Genomic DNA, 23,786 nt, shown 5'->3' with positions numbered 1-23,786 from the left:
GTGGACACCGCCGGTGCTCCGGGCTCCGCCGGTGGACGCGGCCGACCGGTCAGGCGCCGGGCTCGACGGCGGCGCCGAACCTGGCCTCGAAGGCCGCCCGGTTGGCGGAGACCCGGGTGCGGTCCCAGACCGCGAACACCACCCGGTCGAAGGCCCCGCCGTACTCGGCCAGCCCCGCCTCGAAGGCCTCGGCCACCTGGGCCGGGTCGTTGCGGAACACCCCGCAGCCCCAGGCGCCGAGCACCAGCTCCCGTACCCCGTGCCGGGCCGCCACCGCGAGCACCCGCAGGGCCCGCTCAGCCAGCACCTCGCGGACGTCCACGCCGGCCGAACGCAGCTCCAGCTGGCCCGCGTTGGGTGCCGGCGAGGTCAGGAAGTCGACCTCGTACGGCTGCGCGAGCAGCGCGCCATCGTCGCCCCGGAGCACCGGCACGGCGGGCGACCAGATCACCCGGTGGCTGTAGCGGAGGTCGTCCGAGGCGCGGTGCGCCTGGTAGTAGTCGGGCGCCTCCAGCAGGCAGGTGTAGAGCAGGGCGCTGCGGCAGACGTCCTCCTCCTGGGCCTTGGCGCCCCGCAGGTAGCCGCCGCCCGGGTTGCGCGCGGAGGCGAAGTTGAGCACCCCGACCCGTCCGCCGCCCGCGGTGACCAGCCGGCGGGCGGCCTGCATGCTGCCCTCCGCCGTCACCTCGACGGCCTTGGCGCCGCCCCCCGGCCTGCTCCGGGCCACCAGCGCGGCCAGTGCCTCCGGGGTGTACGAGACGGTGCCGGCCCGGGCGGCGGCCAGCCGCCCGGCCAGCTCCACCAGCTCGCCCCCCGGCGCGCGGTAGCTCCCCCGGGCGACGATCTGCTCGTTCACCGCGGCCACTTCGTGCAGTCTGCTGCTCATGCCGGGAACGGTATGCGAGCGGGCCGGTCGGGCGCCACCGGTTATTCTCACTCCAAGAACAACATCCGGGACGGGCCGGCCCGCTGGGAACGGCGACGGGCCCGCCCCACCGAAGTGGAACGGGCCCGGAGCCTTGCTACTGAGTGGTCCTACCGACCCGGCGTGCGTCAGTTCTTCCAACGCGGCTTGCGGTCGCCGCCGTTGAAGCTGCCGCCGCGGTCGTCACGGTTGAAGCCGCCGGAGCGGCCGCCGCGGTCGTCGCGGTTGAAGCCGCCGCCGGTGCCCTGCGGGCGGCCACCGGAGCGGTGGTCGTCGCGACGGGAGAACGGACGGCTGCTGCTGCCGCGCTCGTCACGGTCGCCGAACGGACGGGCCGGGCGGTCGCCGAAGGAGCGGGCCGGACGGTCGTCACGGTTGAAGCCACCGGAGCGGGCCGGACGGTCGTCGCGGTTGAAGCCCGAGCCGCCGCCACGGTTGTCACGGTCGCCGAAGGAGCGGGCCGGACGGTCGTCACGGTTGAAGCCACCGGAACGGCCGCCGCGGTCGTCGCGGTTGAAGCCCGAGCCACCGCCACGGTTGTCACGGTCGCCGAACGAACGGCCGCCGCGGTCGTCACGGTTGAAGCCGCCCGAGCGGCCGCCGCGGTCGTCACGGTTGAAGCCCGAGCCACCGCCACGGTTGTCACGGTCGCCGAAGGAGCGGGCCGGACGGTCGTCACGGTTGAAGCCGCCGGAACGGGCCGGACGGTCGTCGCGGTTGAAGCCGCCCGAGCGGCCGCCGCGGTCGTCACGGTCGCGGTTGAAGCCGCCGGAACGGCCGCCGCGGTCGTCACGGTCACGGTTGAAGCTGCCCGAGCCACGGCTGTCGCGGCTGTCGCGGCTGTCGCGGTCGCCGTAGGAGGGGCGCTCGGTGCGGGCCTCGCGGTAGGCGGGGACGCGCTCCTCCTCGACCGCCGCCGGGGCGACGGTCTCGGTGCCGGCCTCGGCCGTGGCGTCCTCGGTGACGGCGGCCGGGGCCTCGTCCTCGATGCCCAGCTCGGCCCGCTCGCGCGCCGCGCGGGCGGCCAGGCGGTCGGCCTCCTCGCGCAGCTCGGTGGCGCGGCGCTGCGCGCGCTCCAGCTGGCGGGTCATGTCGGCGAGCTCGCGCTCGGCGGCACCGGCGATGCCGGCCGCGCTCTCGGCCTGGACCTCGACCAGCGAGCGGGCGCCGGTGATCCGGGCCACCTCGGCGTCGAAGGCGTGGTCGAGGATGTGGCGGCTGGCGTCGACGCCGGCGTCCTCCATCAGGCGGAACACGCCGCGGCGCTGGTGCGGCAGCACCAGGGTGACGACGGCGCCGGAGCGGCCGGCGCGGGCGGTGCGGCCCGAGCGGTGCAGGTAGTCCTTGTGGTCGCCGGCCGGGTCGACGTTGAGCACCAGGTCGATGTCGTCCACGTGGATGCCACGGGCGGCGACGTCGGTGGCGACGACGACGTTGAGGTAACCGTCCTTGAAGTCACCGAGCACCCGGGTACGGGCGCCCTGGGTCATCCCGCCGTGCAGCGCGTCGGCCTTCACGCCGGCCTCGATCAGCTGCTCGGCGACGCGGTCGGCGCCCATCTGGGTGCGGACGAAGATGATCGTCCGGCCCTTGCGGGCGGCGATGGCGTTGGTGATCGGCGCCTTGTCCTTGGGCTTCACCACGAGGATGTGGTGGCTCATGGTGGTGACCGCGCCCTGGGCCGCGTCGACCTCGTGGGTGACCGGGTTCTTCAGGTAGCGCTTGACCAGGCTGTCGATCTCGTTCTCGAGCGTCGCCGAGAAGAGCAGGCTCTGGCCGCCGGACGGCACCTTGTCGAGGATCTCGGTGACCTCGGGCAGGAAGCCCATGTCGGCCATCTGGTCGGCCTCGTCCAGGACGGTGACCATGACCTCGTCGAGCTTGGCGGTGTTGCGGTTGATCAGGTCGCGCAGGCGGCCGGGGGTGGCGACGAGGACGTCGACGCCGCGCTCCAGCGCGTAGATCTGGTTGGACATCGAGGTGCCGCCGCAGACGACCTTGAGCTTGAGGCCGAGCACCGAGCCGAAGGGCTCCAGGGCGTCGGCCACCTGCATGGCCAGCTCGCGGGTCGGGACCAGGATCAGGCCGCGCGGGTGCTTCGGCTTGGTGCGGCCCTCGGCGCCGGCGATGCGGGTGAGCAGCGGGAGGCCGAAGCTCAGGGTCTTGCCGGAGCCGGTGCGGCCACGGCCCAGCACGTCCTTGCCGGCCAGCGCGTCCGGGATGGTCGCGGCCTGGATCGGGAACGGGGTGGTGACGCCGCGCTTGGCCAGGGCCCGCACCACGTCGTCGTGCAGACCGAGGTCGGCGAAGGTGACGGTGGGCTCGGCGGGCTCGACGTCGTCGGCCTCGTCGGTGTCGACGCCCTCGACGGCGTCGATCTCGTCGGTGAAGTCGTCGAGACCGGCCAGCTCGGTGAGCTCGGTCTCGGAGGTGGGAACATCGGCGGCGGACTCGTTCGCGGGCATGGCGAAGCGGGCGTCGTCAACGAGAGACATGCAAAACCTTCCGGAAGTGGCACGCGCCTAAGTCCGGGGTTCTGGTCTCAACCGCCTCTATGCGGTCAGCCACGGATCGCCGGAACGCGCCAAGGGCGCCAGATGGGAATAGGGCGCCAAGCAAATGGTTCAAAGTAACGATCTACTACCATAGACGAACCTCGGGATCATAGGCAAATGCCCTGGCCAGGCCGCTAATGGCCGCTCGTTGCCTGGGTCGGCGCCGACGATCCGGAGTTACTGGGCGAGGGCTGCGGGGCGGACGTGGCCGACGGGGCCGTCGTGGTGTGGTCCGGCGCGGGTGACGGCTGGGGCGGGGCGGTGGGGCTGGCCGCCGGGCTTCCCGCACCGCCGCCCGTGGCACCGGAGCCGCCCGGGCCGCCGCCCGCCGTGGGCGCCGGGGAGAGGGCGCCACCGGCCCCGGGGCTCGCCGCCGGGCCCGTCCGCTCCGGCTCGGCCCCGCTCCCGGGCACCACGACCACGCCCGCCGGCGCCGCACCCGGCACCGCCGGCAAGGGCTCGCCCGGTACGGACGCGGCGGGCGACATCGCCCCGTCCGCCTGCACCGCCGTCGGACGCTCGGTCCGCCCCGGGCCGGCGTGGCCCCCGCCCGCCGCGCCGCCCGCCGCACCGCTCCGTCCCGCCGTACCGGCCGAACCGACCGGCAGCGACCCGCCCTTCTGGTCCGAGCTGGGGCCGACCGACATGCAGCCGGTCAGCCCCAGGCCCGCCACCGCCAGCGCGGCCGCCGCACGGACCGCGCCCGCCCGCAGCCGGCGGGCCCGGGGGGCCGTCACCCGCACCGCCGACGCCCTGGGCACGCGACCCGGCCGGACCGCACCCGCCTCCATCGCACGAACCGCCTGGACCGAACGCACCGAACGCACCGCAGTCACCGAGTTCCCTCTCCTGCCGCCCCACCGCGGCCGCCCGCTGCGCACGGCCGTTTCCGGTGCCCAACGCGCTCCGGCCGACGGGGACACGGGCGCCCGGCCACCAACGCCGCGCCGGCCATCCGCTCGGCGCAACCCGGCGCACCCTCCGGCGCGCCCGCCGGCCCGCCCGCGCCCCTCCGCCCGGGCCTCAGCCCCAGAGGGCGTGCGCCAGCCCCGTGCCCGCGTACACCGCGGCCAGCCCGGCCGCGATGCTGCCCGCGACATTCGCCAGCGCGTACCGCCGGACCCCGCCCTCGGCCAGCCGCAGGGTCTCGTACGAGAAGGTCGAGTACGTGGTCAGCGCCCCGCACAGCCCGGTGCCGAGCAGCAGTTGCAGCCGTGAGGACGCCGCCCCGGCCGCGACCGCGCCGGTCAGCAGTCCGAGCACCAGGCAGCCGGCCACGTTGACCACGAAGGTGCCCCACGGGAAGACCGAGTCGTGCCGCGCCTGGACGGCCCGGTCGGTCAGGTACCGCAGCGGCGCGCCGACCACCGCCCCCGCCACCACCAGCAGCCAGTTCATCCGCGCTCCCCCTCGGCATCGGCCCCCGGCCCGCCGGCCCCCGGCGGCCGGGGGAGGAGCACCTCGCAGCGCTCCAGTGTGACCAGCCCCTCCGGGGCCAGCTCGTCCAGCTCCGGCAGGAAGGCCCGCACCCGCTCCTCGGTGTCGACGATCACCACCGCCACCGGCAGGTCCTCCCCGAGCGACAGCAGCCGGGAGGTGTGGATCAGCGACGAGGCCCCGAACCCCTCGACGCCCCGGAACACGCTCGCCCCGGCCAGGCCGGCCGCGTGCGCCCGGTGGACGACCTCGCTGTACAGCGGCCGGTGGTGCCAGGTGTCGTACTCGCCGACGACCACGGTCAGCCGCAGGGCCGCACCCACCAGCCGGCTCACCGCGCGCCCCCGCCCGCCGGGCCGGACCGGCCGCGGGCCGGGCGGCGGATCAGCCACCGGGTGAGGCCGGCGGCCACCGCGACCGCGCCGAGCGCGGCCAGCAGCGTCAGCCCCAGGTAGGCCACCGCCGGGCCGGGCCGGCCCTCGTCGAACAGCCGGTGGACGTCCACCGCGTACGTCGAGAAGGTGGTGAACCCGCCCAGCACCCCCGTGCCGAAGAACGGGCGGACCAGCGGATGCACCGGCCGGCCCTCGGTCACCGCCACCAGGAAGACCCCGATCACCGCGCAGCCGGCCACGTTCACCAGCAGCGTCGTCCACGGGAACTGCTCCGCCCCGCCGGTCGGCCACCACAGCCCCGCCCCGTAGCGCGCCGAGGCCCCGAGCGCGCCGCCCGCCGCGACCACCCCCACCGCCGGCCACTGCCCGCGCAGCACCGGTGGCCGGCGCACCGCGCCGTCACCGCTCCCGCTCCTGCTCCCGGCCTTCGGCCGCAAGGTCCGCTCCGAACTCATGACCCCATGAAACACCTGGGCCGATGACCTGGCACCGCGTCACCCCAGAGCCGACAATGAACCGTGGAGATGACCCGGGAAGACTTCGAGCTGCTCGTGAGCGACGCCCTCGACCAGATCCCCCCGAAGCTCGCGGCCATGATGGACAACGTCGCCGTCTTCGTCGAGGACGAACCCGACCCGACCGCCCCGGACCTCCTCGGCCTCTACGAGGGCACGCCCCTGACCGAACGCGGCGAGTGGTACGCCGGCGTCCTGCCGGACCGGATCATCGTCTACCGCGGCCCGACCCTGCGGCAGTGCGACAGCCGCGAGGACGTGGTGGCCGAGGTCCGCACCACGGTGATCCACGAGGTCGCCCACCACTTCGGCTTCGACGACCACGAGCTGGACGAGCTCGGCTGGTCCTGAGCCGGACCGGACGCCCCGGCCGCCGGCCGGTCCCCGGCGGCCGGGAAGCCCCCCGGAACCCGCGCCACGCCTGACCGGACGAAACCGTTTTGGCGATCCGCCCGGCATCCCATATGCTTCTCGACGTCCCCGAACGCTGGAAACTTCAGAACCGGACAGGCCGCAAGCCCTCATCGTCTAGTGGCCCAGGACGCCGCCCTTTCAAGGCGGTAGCACGGGTTCGAATCCCGTTGGGGGCACGTAGTAACGTAGTAAAGTCGGCATCGCGAGAAGCCGAGGCGGATGAGATCCGCACGAGGTCCTGTGGAGCAGTTGGTTAGCTCGCCACCCTGTCAAGGTGGAGGTCGCGGGTTCAAGTCCCGTCAGGATCGCTCGTCCCGCAAGGGACGGTGCAGTACGGCCAGGTAGCTCAGTTGGTACGAGCGTCCGCCTGAAAAGCGGAAGGTCGCCGGTTCGACCCCGGCCCTGGCCACAGCTGCTGAACAGCACAAAGGCCCCCGGTGAGTGATCTCACCGGGGGCCTTTTGCTGTCAGCTACGCCAACGGTTACGCCAACGGCTCAGGAGAGCCGGTCGCTGAGCGAGCCCAGGGCCTTTCGCTGCTCGTCCAGCGAGGCGTGGGCGTAGACCTTCATCGTGACCCCGATGTCGCTGTGACCGGCGATCTGCCGGACGATGTGGGGCGGCACGCCAAGATCGAGCAGCAGAGTCACGCAGGTGTGTCGGAGATCATGGAACCGGAGCGTGAGGCCAAGCCGGTCCCGGAGCGGGTACCAGCTTCGCCGGAGGTTGTCCGGCTCGATGGCCGTGCCGACTCGACTCGTGAACACGAGACCGGTGTCCTTCCAGCGATCGCCGGCCGCCACCCGTTCCTGTGCTTGCGCTTCGCGGTGTCCCTGAAGGGCGGTCACCACCACCGGCGGCAGTGGCAGTGTCCGAAGGGAGGACAGTGTCTTGGTCGGCCCGAGCTGCAAGGCCCCGTCCACGCGCTGAAGGTTGCTCGACACGATCAGCGAGCCGCGCTCCAAGTCGATAGCAGACCAGTGCAGCCCGAGCAGCTCACCGCGTCGCAACCCCATCGCCAGGGCGAGGACGTACAGCGCGTGGAGGCGGTCCGTGCTGGCGGCTTTGAGCAGAAGCCGGGCCTGGGGCACGCTGAGACCCTTCCCTGTGCTGTAGTCGGGCGTTGGTACCTGCACCAGCTTCGCGACGTTCCGCAGGATCAGTTCCTCCCTTACCGCGCTTTCGAGCGCGTTCCGCAGGACGGCGTGAATCGACTGGACCATGCGGCGCGAGAGCCGGGTTTCGCAGCACTCGCCAACCGCACAGCACCTCGGGTGCAGGCGGGTTGCGTCCCACCCGTTCTTGCAGCACTGGCATGCGGCGGCCACCCGGGCCAGCCAAGTGCGGACATCGGCCGCTCGAAGAGTTCGGATCTTCTTCGTGCCCAGTCCGGGGATGAGGTGGACCCGAACCACACTCTCGTAGCCCTGGTGTGTCTTCGGTCGGCGGTTGACCCTGACCACCGTGGCAAGCCAGTACGTCAGGTACTCCGACAGCCTGACGTTCGTGTCCGGAGTGGGAATCCCCTGGTTGTCCTGCGCCTGGAGCGCGGTGATCTTCTCGTGCACCTCCTCGCGCGTCTTGCCGTAGACGGACAAGCGCTTGGGTACTCCGGCAGTCGTGGTCACATAGACCCGACCGTGATACAGGCCATCCTTGCGGCGAGTGATGCTGCCTTCGCCATTGGCACGCTTGGACATCAGTGGTTCTCCTCGATTCGCTGGCGCATGTAGGCGGCCACGTCGGCGGGATCGAATCGCCGGCAGCGGCCGATGGTGAAGCTGGGCAGAGCCCTGGAGCGGATGAGGTCGTAGACCTTGCTGCGGCTCAGGCGGAGCGCGGCCATGACGTCCTTGACGGTCAGGGCCTGGGGGACGGCGGTGGTCATGGTCGGTCCTCCTGCGGCAGGGTGCGGGCGGTCGGGGGGCTTCTCGTGGCGTGTGTGTCCTAGGTGGGGATTTCTGCGTCATTGCGTCATCAGCGTCATTCGGGCCTCTGACCTGGGGCTTTGTATGACGCAGTGGCCCCGGGGTGCGTCATGGGTGCGTCATGGGCTGCGTCATCGCATGACGCACCCATGACGCAGATGACGCAGGATGACGCAGCGGCCGTCGTCTGCGTCATGCTTGAAGCCGCAGGTCAGGGCCCGTTTTTCGGCCCGCATGACGCACATGACGCAGCGTCTTCCTACTTAGGAAAAAAGAGGGCGGTATCTCTTGCGGTTCAGGTCCCCTCAGGGCAAGAGGGGAGCCGCTGCGCGGCACGACCCTTGAGCGGCTTCGCCGAACAGCAAGAGGAGCACCCCCCGCGCGAGGGCGGTGCTCCTCTTGCTGTTCGGGCGAACGCGGCACGGGTCAGAACGTCAGCTGTTCGTGCGGCGGCACGGTAGCCGGGCGGGTCATTTCGACGTAGCGGCCCCTCATGGTTCGACCGGTATCGATGAGGACACCGCGCGCGGCCAGCGTCGGCTGAAGGCGCTTGAGCCGGTCGGAGAGCACCTTCCCGGTGGTCGGCCACCCCTTGGGCAGGGAACGCGGCTCGTCGCCGCTGTGGACGCGGCTGAGGCAGTGCAGCCACTCGGTTGAGGTCATCCGCTGCGCCTCCCCCAGGGCGATGGTCTCGGCGTGCCGCAGGACGGTCTGCGCGAGGAGATCGCCCTCGATCACGTCGTCGTTCAGGTCGTCCAGGCCGGCCCGGTAGGCGGCCAGCGCCCCCAGGCCGGTCGCCGCGTCCAGCTGCGCGCACAGGTGCGCAAAGTCGGCCATTCGCAGATCGGTCGGGGTCTCAGCCTCGGCGGCGCGGACCTTGACCGTGAGGTCGAGCAGGGACCCGAGAACGACGGGCAGGGCCTCTTCGTAGTCCGCCCACAGTTCCGCCTCGGTGCGCCGCACGCGGGGCCGCTCCAGCCGCAACGGCAGCAGGCGCTCCGCGAGGTCGGGGCGGATGACGCCGACGTCGATGCCGGTCAGGAGCAGGGGGCGGCGGTAGGCGGCGCGGTGGACGTCCCCGTCGGTGAACAGGGCGCGCTTGACGCTCTCGGCGCCGGTGACGATGCAGCACATGGCGTCTGAGAGGTCGGGGGTCATGTGGGAGAGGTTGTCCAGGGCGGTGACCCATCCGGCGGCCACGGCGGCGATCAGGTTCTCCTCGTCCTTGGGTGCCCGGCGCAGGTCGCCGCTCATGCCTTCGACGATCCTCACCAGCATCCGGCCGGCGGTGGACTTGCCGGCGCCCTGCGGGCCGGTGAGGAACGGGGCGGGGACCGGCACGGACGGCCCGAGGCAGCCGATCAGCCACGCGATGGCCAGGCACTCGGTCGCCGCGTTGACGAAGTTCGTCAGCCCGAACAGCAGGTCGATGCCCTTCCCGTCGGTGTCCTTGGCCGGCAGCGGCAGTTCGCCGGTCAGCTGGGTGCGCCGCCAGCACACCTCCCGGGGGTCCGGCGTGAGGATGTCCCAGCCGGTGGGGTGGATGCGCACGGACTTCCCGTCGGCGCGGCCCAGGTCCAGCCACGTCGCCCCGTCGAAGCCGGGGGCGACGCGGATGTGGACGGGCTGCACCGCCTCGGACAGGGCGAGTGCCTCGATCAGGTCCAACGCCTCTTTGAGGGCGGACCCATTGAAGACGCCGATGCCGTCCTTGAACAGGCCGACCATGAGTTCCTGGCGATGGCTGCCCGTGGTGCCCTGGGAGCGGATCGGACGGGCCACGGGATGCCCGTTGCGCTGCGCGTACACGGTCCCGTCGGCGGTGCGGAAGTACCGGAAGTGCGCCTGTGCATAGTCGGCGATGACCTGCCGCGCGGGGTTCTTCTCGTCCTCGGACATGGCTACATCCCCAGCCTGTGGAGGGCGTTGGCCCAGGCGTCGGCGCAGTGCCGGGGCGATTCGCCCTTGGCCCGGGCGGCCGCGAACAGCCGCGCGGTGTGCGCCTCGGTCAGGCACCCGCACCGCCCGTGCGTGGACAGCACCGCCAGGAACGCCCCGAAAACGGTGGCGTGCACCCCGCCGGCCGCCTCGGTGATGCGCTGCTCCGCCATGGCGATGCCCCGCGCCAGGAAGGCCGGTGTGCGGTGCGGGCACTTCCCACCCGGGGCCGGGGCGGGCACGGTGACGGGCGGCACCGGCCGGCCCGGGGTGGGCTCCCTGACGACCAGGGCGCGGACGGTGTCCGGCAGGGCGGTGGTGGTGCCGGTGCCGGGGCCGAGCCATCGGGCGTAGGCCATCGCGGACTTGATGTCGACGCCGGGCCGCACCGCGTTGGCGGACGGCATGATGCCCCGGTAGATCCAGTGCTCACCCCGGGTGGTGGCCACGGTCAGGGTGGCGGGCAGGCTCTCGCGCGCCCACACGATGGCGTCCGCGTTGTCGAGGTCCACGACGGTCAGGCCGCCGCCGCCGGGGTGGTAGGCCACCGCTGCCGCCTCCCGCCACGCCCGCGCCCACGCCGGGCTGGTCAGGACGGCGTCGTCGGTGGTGGCGGCGGCCCAGCCGTGGCAGGGCGCCGGGCAGGTGCAGGGGCCGGGGGTTTTCATGTTCGGCCGGCCGCCGCACGCGTTGCCGGCGCACCGCGGGCAGTTGCCGAACGGTACCTTCCCGGCGCGCAGGGGCAGCGCGGGCACCTTGGATGCCGCCAGGGTGAGAGCGGCGGGCAGGTGCTCTCCCCGGATGTGGGTCGGTTGGGTCATGCTGGATGTCTCCAGTTCTCTAGAACGGTGCTGGATAGGCGGTGGCCCCGGTTCCTGGCGGGAGGGGGCCGCCGCCGTCGTTCATGGCGCTCTCGGCGCAGACCTTGTGCGATGGCCTGCGATGGTCGTCCCGGAGTGGTGTGGGGCGGCCGCACCATCGGCAGGGTTTGTCGCCGGTGCGGTCGAAGTGGCGGGCGTCGCGCCAGTCCAGGCCCACGGTCCGGTGTCCTAGGCGGCGAGCGTGGCGGGGCCGGTGACGGCCTGGTGGTGGGCACCGAGGAGGTAGCCGTAGGCGTGGTGGGCCTGTTGCGGGACGACGCCATTGCCGATGATGGTCAGTTCCCACTTGCGGGGCAGGCCGAGGCCGGTGACGTGGCCGTCGGGCAGGCCCATGAGCCATTCGGCGAAGCGGGGAGAGAGCCGGCGGTTGCCCCGGGTTCCGGGTTCGGTCGGGCACGGCGCGGGGCGTCCGGTCACGGCCTCCCAACGGCGGATAGCCGGGCGGTAGTCCGTCCCGTCGAGGGCGATCCACTGCGCGTCCGGGGACTGGATGTGGCCTAGTGTGTTGACGGCGACCTCGTTGAGGGGCCGGGAGTTGCGGCCCAGCAGGTTGGAGGCTCCCGACTTCCAGTCCCTTGCGGCGGGTGTCGGCAGAAGCCTCAGTCCTCCGGAAGGACGGGGAAGAGGAACACCGCTTCGTCCTCCAGCGTCGGGCCGTGCCCACCGGCTTTGCGCTTCTCCGGAGGCTGGGGTCCACCGTTCACGCCAAGCTGCGAGGTCGGTGTCTTGAGCAGCGGGATAGGCGAGGGCGAACCACCGGTCGCGCGGGTGCGGGGCGCCGACTTCGGGGTCACCAGCTCGTAGGCATGTCCACCGCGTGTCATACCCGAGCGCGGCCAGGTCCCCGGCGACGACGCCGAGGCCGCGCGCGCAGATCGCAGCGACGTTCTCCAGGAGGACGATTCGCGGTTGAAGGACGCGAACAGCTTCAGCAACGTTCTTCCAGATGCCCGAGCGCTTGCCACGGATGCCCTCCCTGGGGCCGGCGTTGGAGATGTCCTTGCAGGGGAAACCGGCGATCACCGCGTCCGGCGCGTACCAGTCGCGGACGTGGTACCAGTCGGTGGTGGTGATGTCGCCGAGGTTCGGCACCCCGGGGTGGTGGTGGGCGAACACGGCGGCGGCGTGCGGGTCGGCCTCGGCGCCGACGACGACCAGGCCGCCGAGCGGGCCGGCCACGGCCATCTCCAGCCCGCCGTAGCCGGAGCAGAGGGAGGCGATTCGAAGTGTCACGGTCACGGCCTTCCGGTCAGGCGGCGCGGCGGGCGCCGGCGGTGGGGAAGGGCAGGACGGTCGCGAGGCGCACGACCGGGGCCGGGGCGGTCTCGGGGGCGGGCTCGCGCTCGGGCGGCGGGGTGCTGCCCTCGGTCTCCTCGGGGCGGGTGCCGTCGTACTCCGCGAGGACCTGGCGGACGGCGGCTGCGTCGGAGGTGTAGCCGCGCTGGGTCCAGGCGCAGGCGGCGCCGCCCACGAGGGCGGGGCCGAACAGGATGGCGGCGGTGATGAGGTCGCTGGTGGCGGTCACGGGGTTCCTCCGGTTCGGGCGGCGAGGGCGAGGGCGTCCAGGACGGTCGTGCCGAGCGAGGCGAGGCGGGATTCCAGGGCCCGCCAGGACTCGGGGTCGATGTGCATGAGGGCGGCGAGGGCGGCGGGGGCGTGGCCGTCGGCGGCGGCGGTGAGGGCCTCGCGCAGGTGGACGGCGGCGAGCGGCCGGATGGCGGGAGCGGGCATGACGGTGCCCCTTTCACAAGCCGGGAAGGGACTGCGGTCGGTTGCGGAGCGTGTCCGTAGTGGGGTGGCTGCCGGGTAGTGGGTACTGGGGAATCCCCAGTAGGAAGGCCCCTCAGGGGGATCCTGGGGTGGGGTAGGCGGGTAGTGGGGTGGACCCCACTACCCGCTGCCCGGTAGCTGTGCGTGACGGCTGGTCAGGTGTGGTCGGGGTGGACGAACACCGACTGGGGGCCGTTGTCGCGGTAGATCAGCTCGCCGCGGCCGGCGGCGGCCTGGAGGCCGTTGCGGACGGTCTTGCGGTCGCGGTTCACGAGGTCGGCGACGGCGGCGACCTTCAGGCCGGTGTGCCCGGCGGACTCGATCGCGTCGATCGCCTCCGCCAGCCACTCCGGCCCGGTCGGCGCCGGAACCGCCGGTGCGGCGGGTGCCGGAGGGGTGTTGCCGCGGAGAGCGGAGAGGTTCAGCCCGGCGGGGCGGGAGTTGGGGAACGCGATGACCTCCGCCAGTCCGTTCCCGCTGTCCCGGTTGTCCTGCCGGTTGCCGAGTGCGGACAGGCTGAGGCCGCCGCCGTGGCCTGGGCGCCCGGCCGGTGCGGTGCCGGCGGCTGCGTCGCTGGTGGCCCAGAGCCATCCGGCGCGCTCGGGGTCCCAGCGGTGGGCGTAGTCGTCCCCGGCGGCGGTGGCGGACACCTTGTCGAGGCGGGGGCGGCGGCTGTCGGTGGCGAGGACGACGTCGCGGACCATGCTCGGGCTGGTCTTCCAGCCCTTGAAGCCGGTGGGGGCGAAGCCGTCCGCGCCGGCGGCGCCGATGACTCCGGCGCCCTTGGCGTTGAGCTGGCGGCTGTCGACCCTTGCGGAGGGGAACAGCTTGGCGAGGTTGTTCCCCGAGGACTCGCCGGAGGTGAGGGCGACCCCGACGGGGGAGAACTTGCGGACGCTGGTGTCACCGAGGGCGGAGACGTTGCCGTCGACGGCGGTGAGGACCAGGCGGATGCCCATCGCGCGGGTGGTGCGCATGGTCTTCTTCAGCGCTTCCTGAAGGTCCTTCATCGTCTTGTCCTGGAAGGAGGGGGCGGAGAGCAGTTCGGCGCCCTCGTCGACGACGACCATGATCTGCGGCAGGGCGGCGGACACGGGCAGGAGTGTGGTGTCCCGCTCGTCCAGGAGGTCCTGGTAGTGCTGCTGGCGGGCGGCGTTGATGGCCAGTACCGCCCGGAACACCCGCAGGGCCTCGGCGGGGGTGGAGGCCAGCCAGTCCACGCCCGGCCGGGTCCCCGCCGGCGGCACCTGGCCGCCGCGCTTGGGCGCCTTCAGGCCCTGCGCTTCGAGTGCGGGCCGCACCCACGGCAGGCCTGCGGCGCCGGCCTTGAGGTCGACCAGGAACACCAGGACGTCGGTGCAGCGGGCGAACCCGGCGAGGATGACGTCGGTGAAGGTGGACTTGCCGGATCCGGGCGGGCCGAGGATCAGCGCGCACGCCTCCCGCAGGAACACGTCCACCGTCTCGGAGTTCGGCAGGATGCCCCAGGGGATGCCGGTCAGGACCGACAGGGCCGAGTAGTCGTCCGGGTAGAGGAATTCCTGGGCCATGACGTTGACGGTGGCGATGTCCAGGACGACGCGGCCCTGCCGGTCGCCCTCCTCCACGCCGACGGTGCAGCCGAGCGGCAGCTTCGCGTCGGTCGCAAGCGCCCGGGAGGCTGCGTTGATGCGGTCCCAGGTGGCGGAGCCGCCGGGCATCTCGGCGGCCAGCGAGAACCCGGCGCCGGTCTTCCAGAACTCGACGGCGAACACCGTCACCTCGATGCCGGTTACGCGCCGGATGCGGTCCGCCCATTCCCGGGCGATGGCCTCCCGCTCGCGGTTCATCCGGCGGGCGGCGTCCCGGGCGTCGTCGCTGATCCGCTCCGACTCGACGGCTTCCTCGCGGATCGCGGAGTTCGACGCCATTGCGCCAATGCCGACGCCGAGGGCGGCCAGGGTGCCGGCGGCAGCCCAGGTGAGCGGGCCGGAGGCGATGGCCCAGGTGGTCCAGCCTCCGGCGAGCAGCCACGACGCGGCGCGGGTGGCCATGGTGCGGCCGGTCAGGCGGCGCTGCACGCTCGCGCCGATGCCGTGGCCGAGCGCCCCGGCGGCGCCCACCAGCAGCGGCAGGCTTGGCGGCATGTGGGCGGCGGCGCCGAGCAGGGCCATCGCCCCGGCGCCGGTGGCCGCCGACACCGCGCCGGACACCGGCCCGTGGGTGGCGGCCCAGTCCAGCGGCGGCAGCATCGACGGCTTGGAGGTGCGGCGCGTCCGCGGCTTGGGGGTGTTGGTGAGGTTCAGGGTGTGCTGTGGCTCGGCCATGGCAACTCCAGGCAGGCGGTGGGGAAGTACAGGCGGCCCGTGCGGGGAATAGGGGCGGGCCGCCCCGGCAGGTGTGCGGGGCGGCCCGGGGTCGAGCGGAAGCGGCGAAGGTGGTGGGGGCAGGGGCGTGTCGGCTACTGGTTGTTGCCGATGTCCCACTTCTCCTCGCCGGTGCGGGGGTCGTCGTGGCGGGCGATGTCGCCCTCGTGGGCGTTGCGGAACGCCTTGCCGACCTCCTCCGCTGCGCTGACGGCCTGCATGAGGAGGGTGTAGACCTCGTTGAGGGACTCGCCGACGACCTTCTCCAGCGGGAACTCGTCGTCGGAGCGCTCGGCGAGGACGCGGAAGGTGTTGGCGATGGAGGTGAGGCCCTCGGGCATGGACTCGATCGCGGTGAGGACGTGCATCATGCCGTCCGGGTCGTAGTTCATGGCGGCGCCGTACATCTCGGAGGCGACCTCGGAGAAGTTGAAGCCGGCATCGGCGGGGTTGGTCACGTCGCCTCCCAGGGCGTCCAGGTTGGTGTTGGCGTGGTGGTTCTTAGGGGCCCGCGGGACGGCCTCGCCGACCGGCGCGGCGGTGTCGGCGGGCTGGTCGGCGGCGGCCTCCGCGTCGGCGAGCTGCTCGCGGATCTCGGTGTCCCGCACGGTGCGGGCGTCGGCGGAGCGGCCGGAGAGGTGGCGGTAGAGGCGTCGGCCCGGGTACATCAGCCAGGACAGGCCGAGTTTGCGGCCGATCGGGGTGAGGACCATGCCCAGCAGCCCGACGGGCAGGGCGAGGGCGGCGGCGAGCAGGCGCCGGCCGTGGTGGCGGGCGGCGGACTTGGCGAGCTGGCGGCGGGCGTGGCGGCGGGCCGGGGCCTTGCGGGCCTCGGACCGGGCGTCGCGCACCTTGCTCTCAAGGCGCTTCTCCGCCCCCGCACGGCCCTTGTCGCGGGCCTTGTCGAGGGAGCGGCGCGCGGCCTGACCGGGCTTGGCCAGCACCTTCCCCACCCGGCCCCGACCGTCCAGCCTCGCGGCGCGCTCGGCGGCCTTCACGGCCCGGCGGGCATCGGCGACCTGCCGACGCGCTGTCGTCTGCCGCTCGCGCCGCTCCGCGCGGGACGGCGCCGCGGCCCGCTCGGCCTTGCGGAGTGCCCTCACCCCGCCCGCCTTCTCCGCGAGACGACGCGGCGACGACAGACCGGTCGTCGCACCGATCCGGTCCGCGCCCGGACGGTTGGTCTTCGCCCGGTCCGTGCCCGGCCGGTTGGGCTTGGCCGGGTCAACGCCAGGCCGGGCCAACACCGGGGAGGGACGGTGCCCTGCGGGACGGGCCGATCCGCCCGGGACGGCGCCGCTGCGGTTCTGGCGGGGGACGCCCCCGGCCGAGCCGCCCCCAGCGGTGCGGGTGGGCTTGACCAGGGACAGATGCCCGCCGCCGCGCTGCCCGGCGCCACGAGCAGTGGTGTGGTTGCCGCGCTGGGCGAGGCGGGTGGCGGCCTTGCGAGCGGTGCGGGTGGCGATCGCGCTGGTGGCCGCCGTGCCGATGGCGGCCGCAAGGGCGGTCAGGGGGCCGGTGGTCAGCGCGGCGGCCGACGCGAGGCCCACCATCGTGTTGACGGTCGTCACCGTGAGCGGCACAGCCGGCAGCCCGCCCCGCACCTGCGAGGCCGGAGAAGCGTTCTTGGCCCCACCCGAAACCGGGACGGGTGACGGCGCCGGGCCGGGAGACGGGTTGGGAGCGGGGGCCGGTGCCGTGGCCGGCGGTTCGGCGAAGGTCTGGGACATGACGGGGATACCTCCGGGCAGATCAGGCCGCGCAGACGGCGGCATCGGCGCAGGGAAGGCAGGCGCCCAGGTGGGCGGGGAGCACATAGCCGGCATCCCGCCCGCACAGCGGGCAGGTCCGGCGGGCGAGGTTCGCGGCGGCAAGCGCAGCCCACCGGGCGGCGGTCATCGGCCGGACGGGCTTGGCGAGGTCCGGGCGGTAGAGGTAGGCGGCACGGATGCCGGAGCGCCGGTTCCGCCAGAGGATCTGTGCGGCGACCGGCTGACCGCCCGGCCGCAGCCCGAGGGCGCGGAGCTGGCGGCGGGTCAAGTACCCGTCGGGGGCCATCCGCCACGGGAAGGTGGGGATGCCCCCGAACCGGGTCCCGTCGGGGTCCCAGAACCTCGGGCGGCTCATGCAGTGGCCCCGACGCGCTCGGCGTCGAGACGCTTGTAGATGCGCCCGACCAGGGACGGGGCGCGGGTGGCGCGGCGGGCGGCCTCACGCTGGCTGACGCCCTCGCGCCAGCACTCCTCGATCACGGCGGCGGCCTCCGCCTCGCCGAGCCGGACGATGCCCGCGGGCACCGCCTCGCTCTCCTCGGTGTCGTCGGTGGGCACCTCGGTGGGCGGGGTGTTCGGGTCGGTGGGCGCCGCCTGCTCACCGGCGGGCACCTTGGTGCCCACCGGACCGCCCGACACGGTCTCGGACGGCTCCTGAACGGGCTCCAGCAGAGGCTCGGGGACAGGGTGGGCGGTCGGGGTGGGCACCCCAGCCGGGGTGGTGAACACCCGGTGGGCGGCGGGGGTGCTCACCGGTCCGGCGGAAAGCTGCTTCGGCCCCTTCCAGACACCCGAAACGGACTGCGGAAGCTGCCCCCAACCGGCGCCGGTGAGCGGGGTGGGCACCTGCTGCGGGAACGTGGGGAGCGGGGTGTCCACCGGCTCCCGAAGCGGCCCCACCGGCGTCTGCTCCACCTCGTTGGCGGGGCGGTGGGCGAGGTGGGCCAGGGCCCGGCGGTAGGCGGGTCCGGCCTCCGCAACCAGTAGCAGGAGAAGCGGCGGGATGAGGTGGACGACCACGCCCACCAGGTCCTTTGTCAGGGCGGCGGCCCCGATGTTCAGCCACACCGTGGCCAGGCCGGTGACCCACCGGAAGGCCGCCGGCCAGCGCCCGCCGCCAACGCCGTAGCGGGCGAGGGTGCCGTCCGACTGAAGGCTGAGGATGAAGCAGCCGTCGGTGCCGAGCGCCATGATCGGGCCGGTTCCCCAGCCCGGGGAATGGGCGTCGATGAACGGTGCGGCGGTGGACATGCTCACCGTGACCACCGCGCCGGTCAGCAGCCACGTGAACCCGGAGATCGTCCGCGAGGTGCGGTCGATCTGGGCCTGGGTGGGCACCTCGGTGGGCACCCGGTGGGCGCTCACTGCCCACCGCCGGTGGGCACCTCGGTGACCACCGGGCCCGCGGCGTGCTGGGCGGCGGGTGCCGGGGGCTGCTGGGCGGCCGTGCGGGAGCGGTTCGCGGCGTGCTCGCGCACCCGCCGCAGGGCCTCATCGACCTGGGACAGGACGGCGGTCACCGAGGTGCCCACCGGGGTGCGGGTGGCCGTGGTCCTGCGGGCGAGGGTGCCCCGCTCCTCGGGGTCGAGGCCACCGGCGATGCCGTGCGGCTCATCGGTCGCCAGCGCGTAGGCGAGGCAGGCCGAGCGCACCGGGCAGCCGGCGCAGATCCGCTTGGCCCGCGCGGCGCCGACCTCGTCGCCGTCCTCGGGGAAGAAAACGTCCGGGTCCGGGACGTTCCGGCAGGCGCCGGCGGACAGGTCCGGGAGCACGTCCACCAGTGGGGGCATCGTGACGCGGGCGACGCGCCGAGTGGCGGCCGCCATCAGGCGGCCCGCCAGGTGAGGACCCGGCGGCGCTCCGCCGCATTGCGCATCAGGGCCTTCGCGTACCAGGCGGCCTCCGGCGCCAGGTCGCGCAGTACCTCGGTGGCGACTGCGAGCCGGGTCCGGCGGTCGAGATCGCCCTCGCCGTCGGACCCGGCGAACAGCTCCACGTCAATGCCGAGGGCCAACTCGGCGAACTCGGAAGCCGTGGCGGCTTCCTGGCCTGCAACAATCAGTTTCACGGGTCTGTCTCCTCGGTGATGGGCCCGCGAGGGGCGGTCGCTGTCCTGCCAGGGATGTGGGCGACCGCCCCTCTGCATGAGGCCGGTGTTCGGTGCTCGACGAGCAGCCGCGGAACCCGGCGCGCTCCGCCCGCCATTCGGGGTGGTCGGTGCGCGTCGGGAGCCGTGATCGCTGGTGGAGCGACCAGAAAGGGTCGGGTTGCCCGTCCTACGGGCGTCAGGTCTGTCGGGCCTGGTCCGGTGCTTGCTCCCTGCTCAGCACAAGCAGGACGGCGCACACCCGGTCGGGGCGTGCTGCGTGGCTCGCTGCCGTCGGCGACATCACCCGGTCACCTCGGGGGCGGTCTCTCTCATCCCGCCACGTGCATTGGGACTCCGCTGGTCTCCCGGACCGCCGACCAGCCGTACGAATCGGCCTGGTCAGCGGTCCGTCCTTCCCCACACCCCGGAAAGGGGTGGCATGCCACTGCGTAGGGGGAGGGCTGCGTTCATCACGGTGGTTCGCCCCCGGCCTCTCGGCCGGGGCGCCTGCCGCGACCGCCGCCCTCGCGTCGGTCCCGCACGATCACTGTTCAGTTCTCAAAGAACTGCGCCTGGCCGACTCGCAGGAGCCGACGTTGGGGCGCATTTGTGCAGCTCAGAGCAGCCCAAAGAAGGGCCTTCTGTATAGCTTGGTCTTGTTGGCTGACTTGTACCAACAAACTCTCTGGGATGAGCTTGTGGCCTAGGTGCTGGATACGTCAAGCGTTTCGGCGTACCTTGTTGGAACAAGTCATCCAAGTCAGGGAGCCCAGACATGGCCAAGCAGACCCCGCGCTACCACGCCATTGCCGATGACCTGCGGAATCAGATCGATCGGGGTGCGCTGGCTCCGGGGCAGAAGCTTCCGACCGAGGAAGAGCTGACGACGCACTATGAGGTCAGCCGCAACACGGTCCGGCTAGCTCTTGGGCGGCTGACAGAGGAGGGGCTCCTCGTCTCTGCACAGGGGCGGGGCAGCTTCGTTCGAGAGCGCTTCGAGCCGGCCGTGTGGAACTGGTCCGTGCTGGAGTCGAGGTCGCGCCATGAGGCGAACCACGACGCGGGTGACCAGTGGGCGAGCCAGATAGCTGGTAATGGGCAGACCCCTCACCAAGAGGTGAAGGTGTCGATTCGCCGCCCCCCGGCCGACGTGGCGCGCCAGCTGAACCTGGATGCGGCGGCTGCGCTCACTGTTGTTCGCGAGCGCGTGCGATATGTGGACCGTGAGCCCTATGCGCTTGCCGACTCGTACTTCCCCGAGGCTCTCGTGCGGGATACGCCGTTGATGTTGCCTGAGGATGTCTCGGCCCCGGGCGGCGTGCTGGCCAGCGCTGGACTCGTCCAGGTCCGGTTCAGCGACGAGATCACCGTTCGAATGCCCACCCGCGACGAGATCGAGCGCTTGGTTCTGCCCGCCTCGACGCCCGTGGCGGTGCACATGCGGACTGGCTACGACAAGGACGGGCAGCCGCTCCGAGTCATGATTACGACGCTGCCGGGAGACCGGCACGTCATTCGCTACGACGTTTCGGCGGACTGAGATGACGACACTGGAAATTGCACGGCGCCCGGAGCCGCTGACCAAGCCGATCACAGCGCAAGACTGGGTTTGGTACGCCGCCTACGGCTCGAACATGCACCTCGATCGGCTCATGTACTACATCGCCGGCGGGCAACCCGCTGGTAGCGCCCGCACCTACCCCGGTTGCCGCGATCGGAGCCAGCCGCTGAAGGCAGTACCCGTACTGCTGCCTGGACAGCTCTACTTCGCGCTTGAGTCCATGGCATGGACGGGCGGAATGGGCTTCTACGACCCGCTCGAACCGGGCGAGATGCCAGCGAGGGCGTACCTGGTCACGGCTGCCCAGTTCTCCGACATCGCAGCGCAGGAGATGTACAAGGAGCCGGGTTCAGACGTTGATCTCTCGGCCGTGCTGGCTACCGGCCGCGCCAAGCTTGGTGAGGGCCGATACGAGACGCTTGTATGCCCTGGCAGCATCGACGGAGCACCGGTCCTGACGTTCACCGCGCCCTGGCGCATGTCTGAGGCCGAGCTGAATCCTCCGTCGGTCGCCTACCTGCGGAACTTTGCCTCAGGCCTCAAAGAGGCCCACGGCTGGAATGCGAAAGCCAGCGCCGACTATCTCAGTGGTCGACCTGGGGCCGCGGGTCAGCTATCCGAATCTGCCACCCTAAGAGCGCTGACTGTCGAAACAGGGGAGCACTGACAGGCCGGGGCTAGGTTGGCCGTCAAGTCATCTGCGCTCCTTGGGTGAATGCAGGCGGGGTGGCGCTGGAGGGTTCATCGGGTCCGATGAACCCTCCAGTGTCCGTTTGGCGCGGATATGTGAGCTGCTACCCCGCCCAGGTTCTCAGTGTGCTGCAAATCACACTGCCGACCCGCGCTCTTTATTCCCGCTGGTCCGAGGCCTGCGGGGCTTCGGATGCAGAGATCGGATATCGAATCTCGGGGTCCGATTGGAGTTATCCACAGAGATGGCCGATGCCTGTGGATAAGAGACTTGGTGGATTCCCAGGTAGGCCCACATGCTGTCCTCAGCATCACCAGGGGGCGCGGCCGTCCAACACAAAGGACGGCCCCCGATTGCAGCGGGAGCCGTCCCTGACCGTCATCGGCAGCTAGTACAGAAGAGGTCAGCTATGACAGTACCGACTGGGCCCGAGGTGGCAACTGTGGGACAGCCTCCGGCGACCATCCTCGGAGACGCCGTTCGCATGGTGGCCATGGCGTTGCCGTTGACCGTTGTGGCACTGTTCCTCGGTTTGATCTGGCTGATCGGGATCGTGGTCCCGCCAGCCCATGCCAACAGTCAGGCCACGGGCCGGCAGGCTGTAGCCCTGGTGCGAGCGATGCTTCCGCGAGGTGCTGGCGCCATCAGATAGCACACCTCACCCCAGCTCCCGTGGCTCCGGCGGCCAGCGCATGCAGGGGTATGCCAGCGTTCCACGCCAACAACGGCGAACATACGGGGACGAGTGAGGGCTGCTGGATCTTGTGCACAAGGTCGGTGATGACGCTGCGATCGCGTTCTGCCAACTCTGACCAACAACCTCGATGGCTATTGACGTACGCCAACCCGTACGCCAACAGCCACAAACAACCGTGCATCCCAGAGAACACCCTCAGAGCAATCGCACTGCTGCGGCTATGGGTGACCAGGGGATCACCGACCACCGACGGCGCCTGAAAAGCGGAAGGTCGCCGGTTCGACCCCGGCCCTGGCCACAGCTGCTGAAAGCCCCCGGTGAGTTCACTCACCGGGGGCTTTCTCGTGTCCGATGCGCCGAACCGTACGCCGCCGGCCGCTCGGGCCGTCCTGGCTCCGGTCCGGGCCGGCCGGACCGGCGTCGGCCGGGCCGGCCACGATCCAGCCGTCGTCGACCGTGATGTCGCTGTCGGACACCACGAACTCCCGCTCCACCGAGACGATCCCGAAGCCCGCGCCGGACACCGCGGCGGCCAGCAGGGCCAGCCGGGCACCGGCCGTGGCCAGGCCGACGCCGTGGCAGCGCTGGGTGACGAAGCGCTCCTGCCGGCCGGCCCCGTCGGTACGCCGGGCGTTCCAGGAGACGTGCGCGGTGTGGGGGCCGGACACCTCGGCCAGGTCCTCGCGGCCGGCGCCCGGGCCGAGCAGCACCTTGAGGTGGTGCTCGAAGTAGCAGGCGGGGCCGAGCCTGGCGGCCGCCGCGTCGGTGGCCGGCACCCCGTTGGTCCACGGGGTCGCCTCGATCTTCACCCGGACCGGCTCGAAGCCCGCGTCCCGCAGCTCCGCCGCCGTGGCCCGGGCGGTCCGCCGCAGCTCCCGGAGGGTGCCGGGCCCGCCCAGGGTGAGCATCGGCTGCGAGGTGGTCCGCCCCCGGGCGAGCACGATGTGAGTGAACTTCACGCCCCGGTCCGCCGCCCACCGGCCGAGCCGCTGCAGCTCGCGGCCCTCGCAGCGGACGGTGAGGTGGATCTCGAACTCGCCGGCGAAGAGCGCGTCGGTGCGGTCGGTGGCGTCGGTGCGGTCGGTGGCGTCGGGCGGGGCGGCGCCGGCCGGGCGCCCGGCGGTGGGGGTGGACAGCGGCATGGGTGGATGATCTCAGGGCTCCCGGCCGCCGGAGCAGAATGCGGCGCGGAAGCCGCCGGGGCCCGCACCACGGAGGTCAGCCGCGCCCCGCCGGGGCGGGCCGGGCGGGGCGCCGCAGGCCGTGGTGGAGGTGGGAGCGGGAGCGCGGGCGGGGCCGCAGCGCGGCGTGCAGGGTCGGGGCGAGGATCCGGCGGACGTCGGCCGAGGACAGCCGGGCCAGGGTGGGGAGCGGGTTGAGGTAGCGGGTGAAGATCAGGCCGCCGATCACGGTGACGGCGGCGGTGGCCCGGTCGGTGGCGTCGGGGCCGCCGAGATATTCAGCGATCCGGGCCAGCACCTCCTGGTCCAGGTACTCCCGGAAGACCCGCATCACGTCCTCGTTCTGGACGGCGAGCCGGTTGAAGCCGGTGTCGTCCCAGAGGTCGGTGACGGCCTGCAGGAGGCGGTCGGGCAGGCCCTCCGGGTCGCCCGCCAGGGCCGGGCCGAGGGCCAGCGACCGGGCGCACTGCACCTGCGTGACCACGCCGAACAGGCCCTGCTTGGACCCGAAGTGGTAGCTGATCAGCGCCGAGTCGACCCCGGCCTCGGCGGCGATCGCCCGGACGGTGGTGCCGCGGTAGCCGTGGCGCAGGAAGAGCCCGCGGGCGGCCTCGGTGATCAGGTCCTTGGTGGGCGGATTGCCGCGCGGGCGGCCTCGTAATTTATTCATCACGGTGGAATATCGGCCCGCCG

General features: G+C 72.4%; 23 protein-coding genes and 3 tRNA genes. 6 read left to right on the top strand and 20 right to left on the bottom strand.

Features of this window, described 5'->3' with window-relative positions; translation table 11 throughout:
- Positions 1-49: 49 nt before the first annotated feature.
- From IE329_RS17020 to crcB (IE329_RS17000), 5 genes are all read right to left on the bottom strand, one after another.
- A complete protein-coding gene (locus IE329_RS17020) occupies positions 50-886 on the bottom strand; it encodes a TIGR02452 family protein (protein WP_190211734.1) in 837 nt (278 codons plus the stop codon).
- A 167-nt stretch (positions 887-1,053) separates the two neighbouring features.
- Positions 1,054-3,420 (bottom strand): DEAD/DEAH box helicase, encoded by a 2,367-nt coding sequence (locus IE329_RS17015; RefSeq protein ID WP_190211733.1) that lies wholly within the window; start codon positions 3,418-3,420, stop codon positions 1,054-1,056.
- A 1,083-nt stretch (positions 3,421-4,503) separates the two neighbouring features.
- Positions 4,504-4,878 carry a fluoride efflux transporter CrcB gene (gene crcB, locus IE329_RS17010; protein ID WP_190211732.1) on the bottom strand — a complete coding sequence of 125 codons (375 nt, stop codon included), beginning with the start codon at positions 4,876-4,878 and terminating at the stop codon, positions 4,504-4,506.
- Positions 4,875-5,252: a DUF190 domain-containing protein gene (locus tag IE329_RS17005; protein WP_190211731.1), complete on the bottom strand. Its 378-nt coding sequence runs from the start codon at positions 5,250-5,252 to the stop codon at positions 4,875-4,877. Before IE329_RS17005 ends, crcB (IE329_RS17010) begins: the two co-directional genes overlap by 4 nt.
- The gene (gene crcB, locus IE329_RS17000) at positions 5,249-5,767 is read right to left on the bottom strand and encodes a fluoride efflux transporter CrcB (RefSeq protein WP_190211730.1); all 519 of its coding nucleotides are present in this window, start codon (positions 5,765-5,767) and stop codon (positions 5,249-5,251) included. The genes IE329_RS17005 and crcB (IE329_RS17000) overlap by 4 nt, the downstream gene beginning before the upstream one ends.
- 69 nt (positions 5,768-5,836) lie before the next feature.
- Here crcB (IE329_RS17000) and IE329_RS16995 point away from each other — a divergent pair, with 69 nt between their 5' ends.
- From IE329_RS16995 to IE329_RS16980, 4 genes are all read left to right on the top strand, one after another.
- Positions 5,837-6,178 (top strand): metallopeptidase family protein, encoded by a 342-nt coding sequence (locus tag IE329_RS16995; RefSeq protein ID WP_073925579.1) that lies wholly within the window; start codon positions 5,837-5,839, stop codon positions 6,176-6,178.
- 166 nt (positions 6,179-6,344) lie between these two features.
- Positions 6,345-6,417: transfer RNA gene (locus tag IE329_RS16990), tRNA-Glu, on the top strand.
- A gap of 58 nt (positions 6,418-6,475) precedes the next feature.
- Positions 6,476-6,549: transfer RNA gene (locus IE329_RS16985), tRNA-Asp, on the top strand.
- A gap of 27 nt (positions 6,550-6,576) precedes the next feature.
- Positions 6,577-6,650 (top strand) — tRNA-Phe (locus tag IE329_RS16980).
- Positions 6,651-6,737: 87 nt separating this feature from the next.
- On the opposite strand, the gene IE329_RS16975 is transcribed toward IE329_RS16980, so the two are convergent.
- The 13 genes from IE329_RS16975 to IE329_RS16915 all read right to left on the bottom strand — a co-directional run bounded on the left by IE329_RS16975 (position 6,738) and on the right by IE329_RS16915 (position 18,942).
- Positions 6,738-7,940, bottom strand: coding sequence for a site-specific integrase (locus IE329_RS16975; RefSeq protein WP_190211729.1), 1,203 nt, complete (start codon positions 7,938-7,940; stop codon positions 6,738-6,740).
- A complete protein-coding gene (locus IE329_RS16970; protein ID WP_190211728.1) occupies positions 7,940-8,128 on the bottom strand; it encodes a helix-turn-helix domain-containing protein in 189 nt (62 codons plus the stop codon). Before IE329_RS16970 ends, IE329_RS16975 begins: the two co-directional genes overlap by 1 nt.
- 466 nt (positions 8,129-8,594) lie before the next feature.
- Complete coding sequence (locus tag IE329_RS16965; protein WP_190211727.1) at positions 8,595-10,067, bottom strand: ATP-binding protein; 1,473 nt, start codon at positions 10,065-10,067, stop codon at positions 8,595-8,597.
- A gap of 2 nt (positions 10,068-10,069) precedes the next feature.
- A complete protein-coding gene (locus tag IE329_RS16960) occupies positions 10,070-10,927 on the bottom strand; it encodes a bifunctional DNA primase/polymerase (RefSeq protein ID WP_190211726.1) in 858 nt (285 codons plus the stop codon).
- A 228-nt stretch (positions 10,928-11,155) separates the two neighbouring features.
- Complete coding sequence (locus tag IE329_RS16955; RefSeq protein WP_229927513.1) at positions 11,156-12,220, bottom strand: DNA cytosine methyltransferase; 1,065 nt, start codon at positions 12,218-12,220, stop codon at positions 11,156-11,158.
- Positions 12,221-12,236: 16 nt separating this feature from the next.
- Positions 12,237-12,512, bottom strand: coding sequence for a hypothetical protein (locus IE329_RS16950; RefSeq protein ID WP_190211725.1), 276 nt, complete (start codon positions 12,510-12,512; stop codon positions 12,237-12,239).
- Positions 12,509-12,718: a hypothetical protein gene (locus tag IE329_RS16945; protein ID WP_190211724.1), complete on the bottom strand. Its 210-nt coding sequence runs from the start codon at positions 12,716-12,718 to the stop codon at positions 12,509-12,511. Before IE329_RS16945 ends, IE329_RS16950 begins: the two co-directional genes overlap by 4 nt.
- A 194-nt stretch (positions 12,719-12,912) precedes the next feature.
- A complete protein-coding gene (locus IE329_RS16940; protein WP_190211723.1) occupies positions 12,913-15,063 on the bottom strand; it encodes a hypothetical protein in 2,151 nt (716 codons plus the stop codon).
- A gap of 134 nt (positions 15,064-15,197) precedes the next feature.
- Positions 15,198-16,655: a hypothetical protein gene (locus IE329_RS16935; RefSeq protein ID WP_190211722.1), complete on the bottom strand. Its 1,458-nt coding sequence runs from the start codon at positions 16,653-16,655 to the stop codon at positions 15,198-15,200.
- Positions 16,656-16,854: 199 nt separating this feature from the next.
- Positions 16,855-17,229, bottom strand: coding sequence for an RRQRL motif-containing zinc-binding protein (locus tag IE329_RS16930; protein ID WP_190211721.1), 375 nt, complete (start codon positions 17,227-17,229; stop codon positions 16,855-16,857).
- On the bottom strand, positions 17,226-18,239 hold the full coding sequence (locus tag IE329_RS40660) for a hypothetical protein (RefSeq protein ID WP_229927512.1): 1,014 nt from the start codon (positions 18,237-18,239) through the stop codon (positions 17,226-17,228). Before IE329_RS40660 ends, IE329_RS16930 begins: the two co-directional genes overlap by 4 nt.
- Entirely contained in the window at positions 18,236-18,652 is a 417-nt protein-coding gene (locus tag IE329_RS41530; RefSeq protein ID WP_268257286.1) for a WhiB family transcriptional regulator, read from the bottom strand. Before IE329_RS41530 ends, IE329_RS40660 begins: the two co-directional genes overlap by 4 nt.
- Before the next feature lie 47 nt (positions 18,653-18,699).
- On the bottom strand, positions 18,700-18,942 hold the full coding sequence (locus IE329_RS16915; protein WP_190211720.1) for a hypothetical protein: 243 nt from the start codon (positions 18,940-18,942) through the stop codon (positions 18,700-18,702).
- A gap of 796 nt (positions 18,943-19,738) precedes the next feature.
- On the opposite strand from IE329_RS16915, the gene IE329_RS16910 reads away from it, so the two are divergent.
- Both IE329_RS16910 and IE329_RS16905 read left to right on the top strand, forming a co-directional pair.
- Positions 19,739-20,503, top strand: coding sequence for a GntR family transcriptional regulator (locus IE329_RS16910; RefSeq protein ID WP_190211719.1), 765 nt, complete (start codon positions 19,739-19,741; stop codon positions 20,501-20,503).
- A gap of 1 nt (position 20,504) precedes the next feature.
- Positions 20,505-21,191 carry a histone deacetylase gene (locus tag IE329_RS16905; RefSeq protein WP_229927511.1) on the top strand — a complete coding sequence of 229 codons (687 nt, stop codon included), beginning with the start codon at positions 20,505-20,507 and terminating at the stop codon, positions 21,189-21,191.
- 1,044 nt (positions 21,192-22,235) lie between these two features.
- Here IE329_RS16905 and IE329_RS16900 read toward each other — a convergent pair.
- Together IE329_RS16900 and IE329_RS16895 are read right to left on the bottom strand one after the other, a co-directional pair.
- On the bottom strand, positions 22,236-23,054 hold the full coding sequence (locus IE329_RS16900; protein WP_229927510.1) for a hypothetical protein: 819 nt from the start codon (positions 23,052-23,054) through the stop codon (positions 22,236-22,238).
- Positions 23,055-23,130: 76 nt separating this feature from the next.
- Complete coding sequence (locus IE329_RS16895) at positions 23,131-23,763, bottom strand: TetR/AcrR family transcriptional regulator (protein ID WP_190211718.1); 633 nt, start codon at positions 23,761-23,763, stop codon at positions 23,131-23,133.
- Between the last annotated feature and the right edge of the window lie 23 nt (positions 23,764-23,786).

Origin of the sequence: Kitasatospora indigofera, from assembly GCF_014655955.1 — a bacterium.
GTDB classification, from domain to species: Bacteria; Actinomycetota; Actinomycetes; order Streptomycetales; family Streptomycetaceae; genus Kitasatospora; species Kitasatospora indigofera.
Note: the sequence above shows the minus strand (reverse complement) of the source record. Positions and strands in the feature narration are given on the sequence as shown.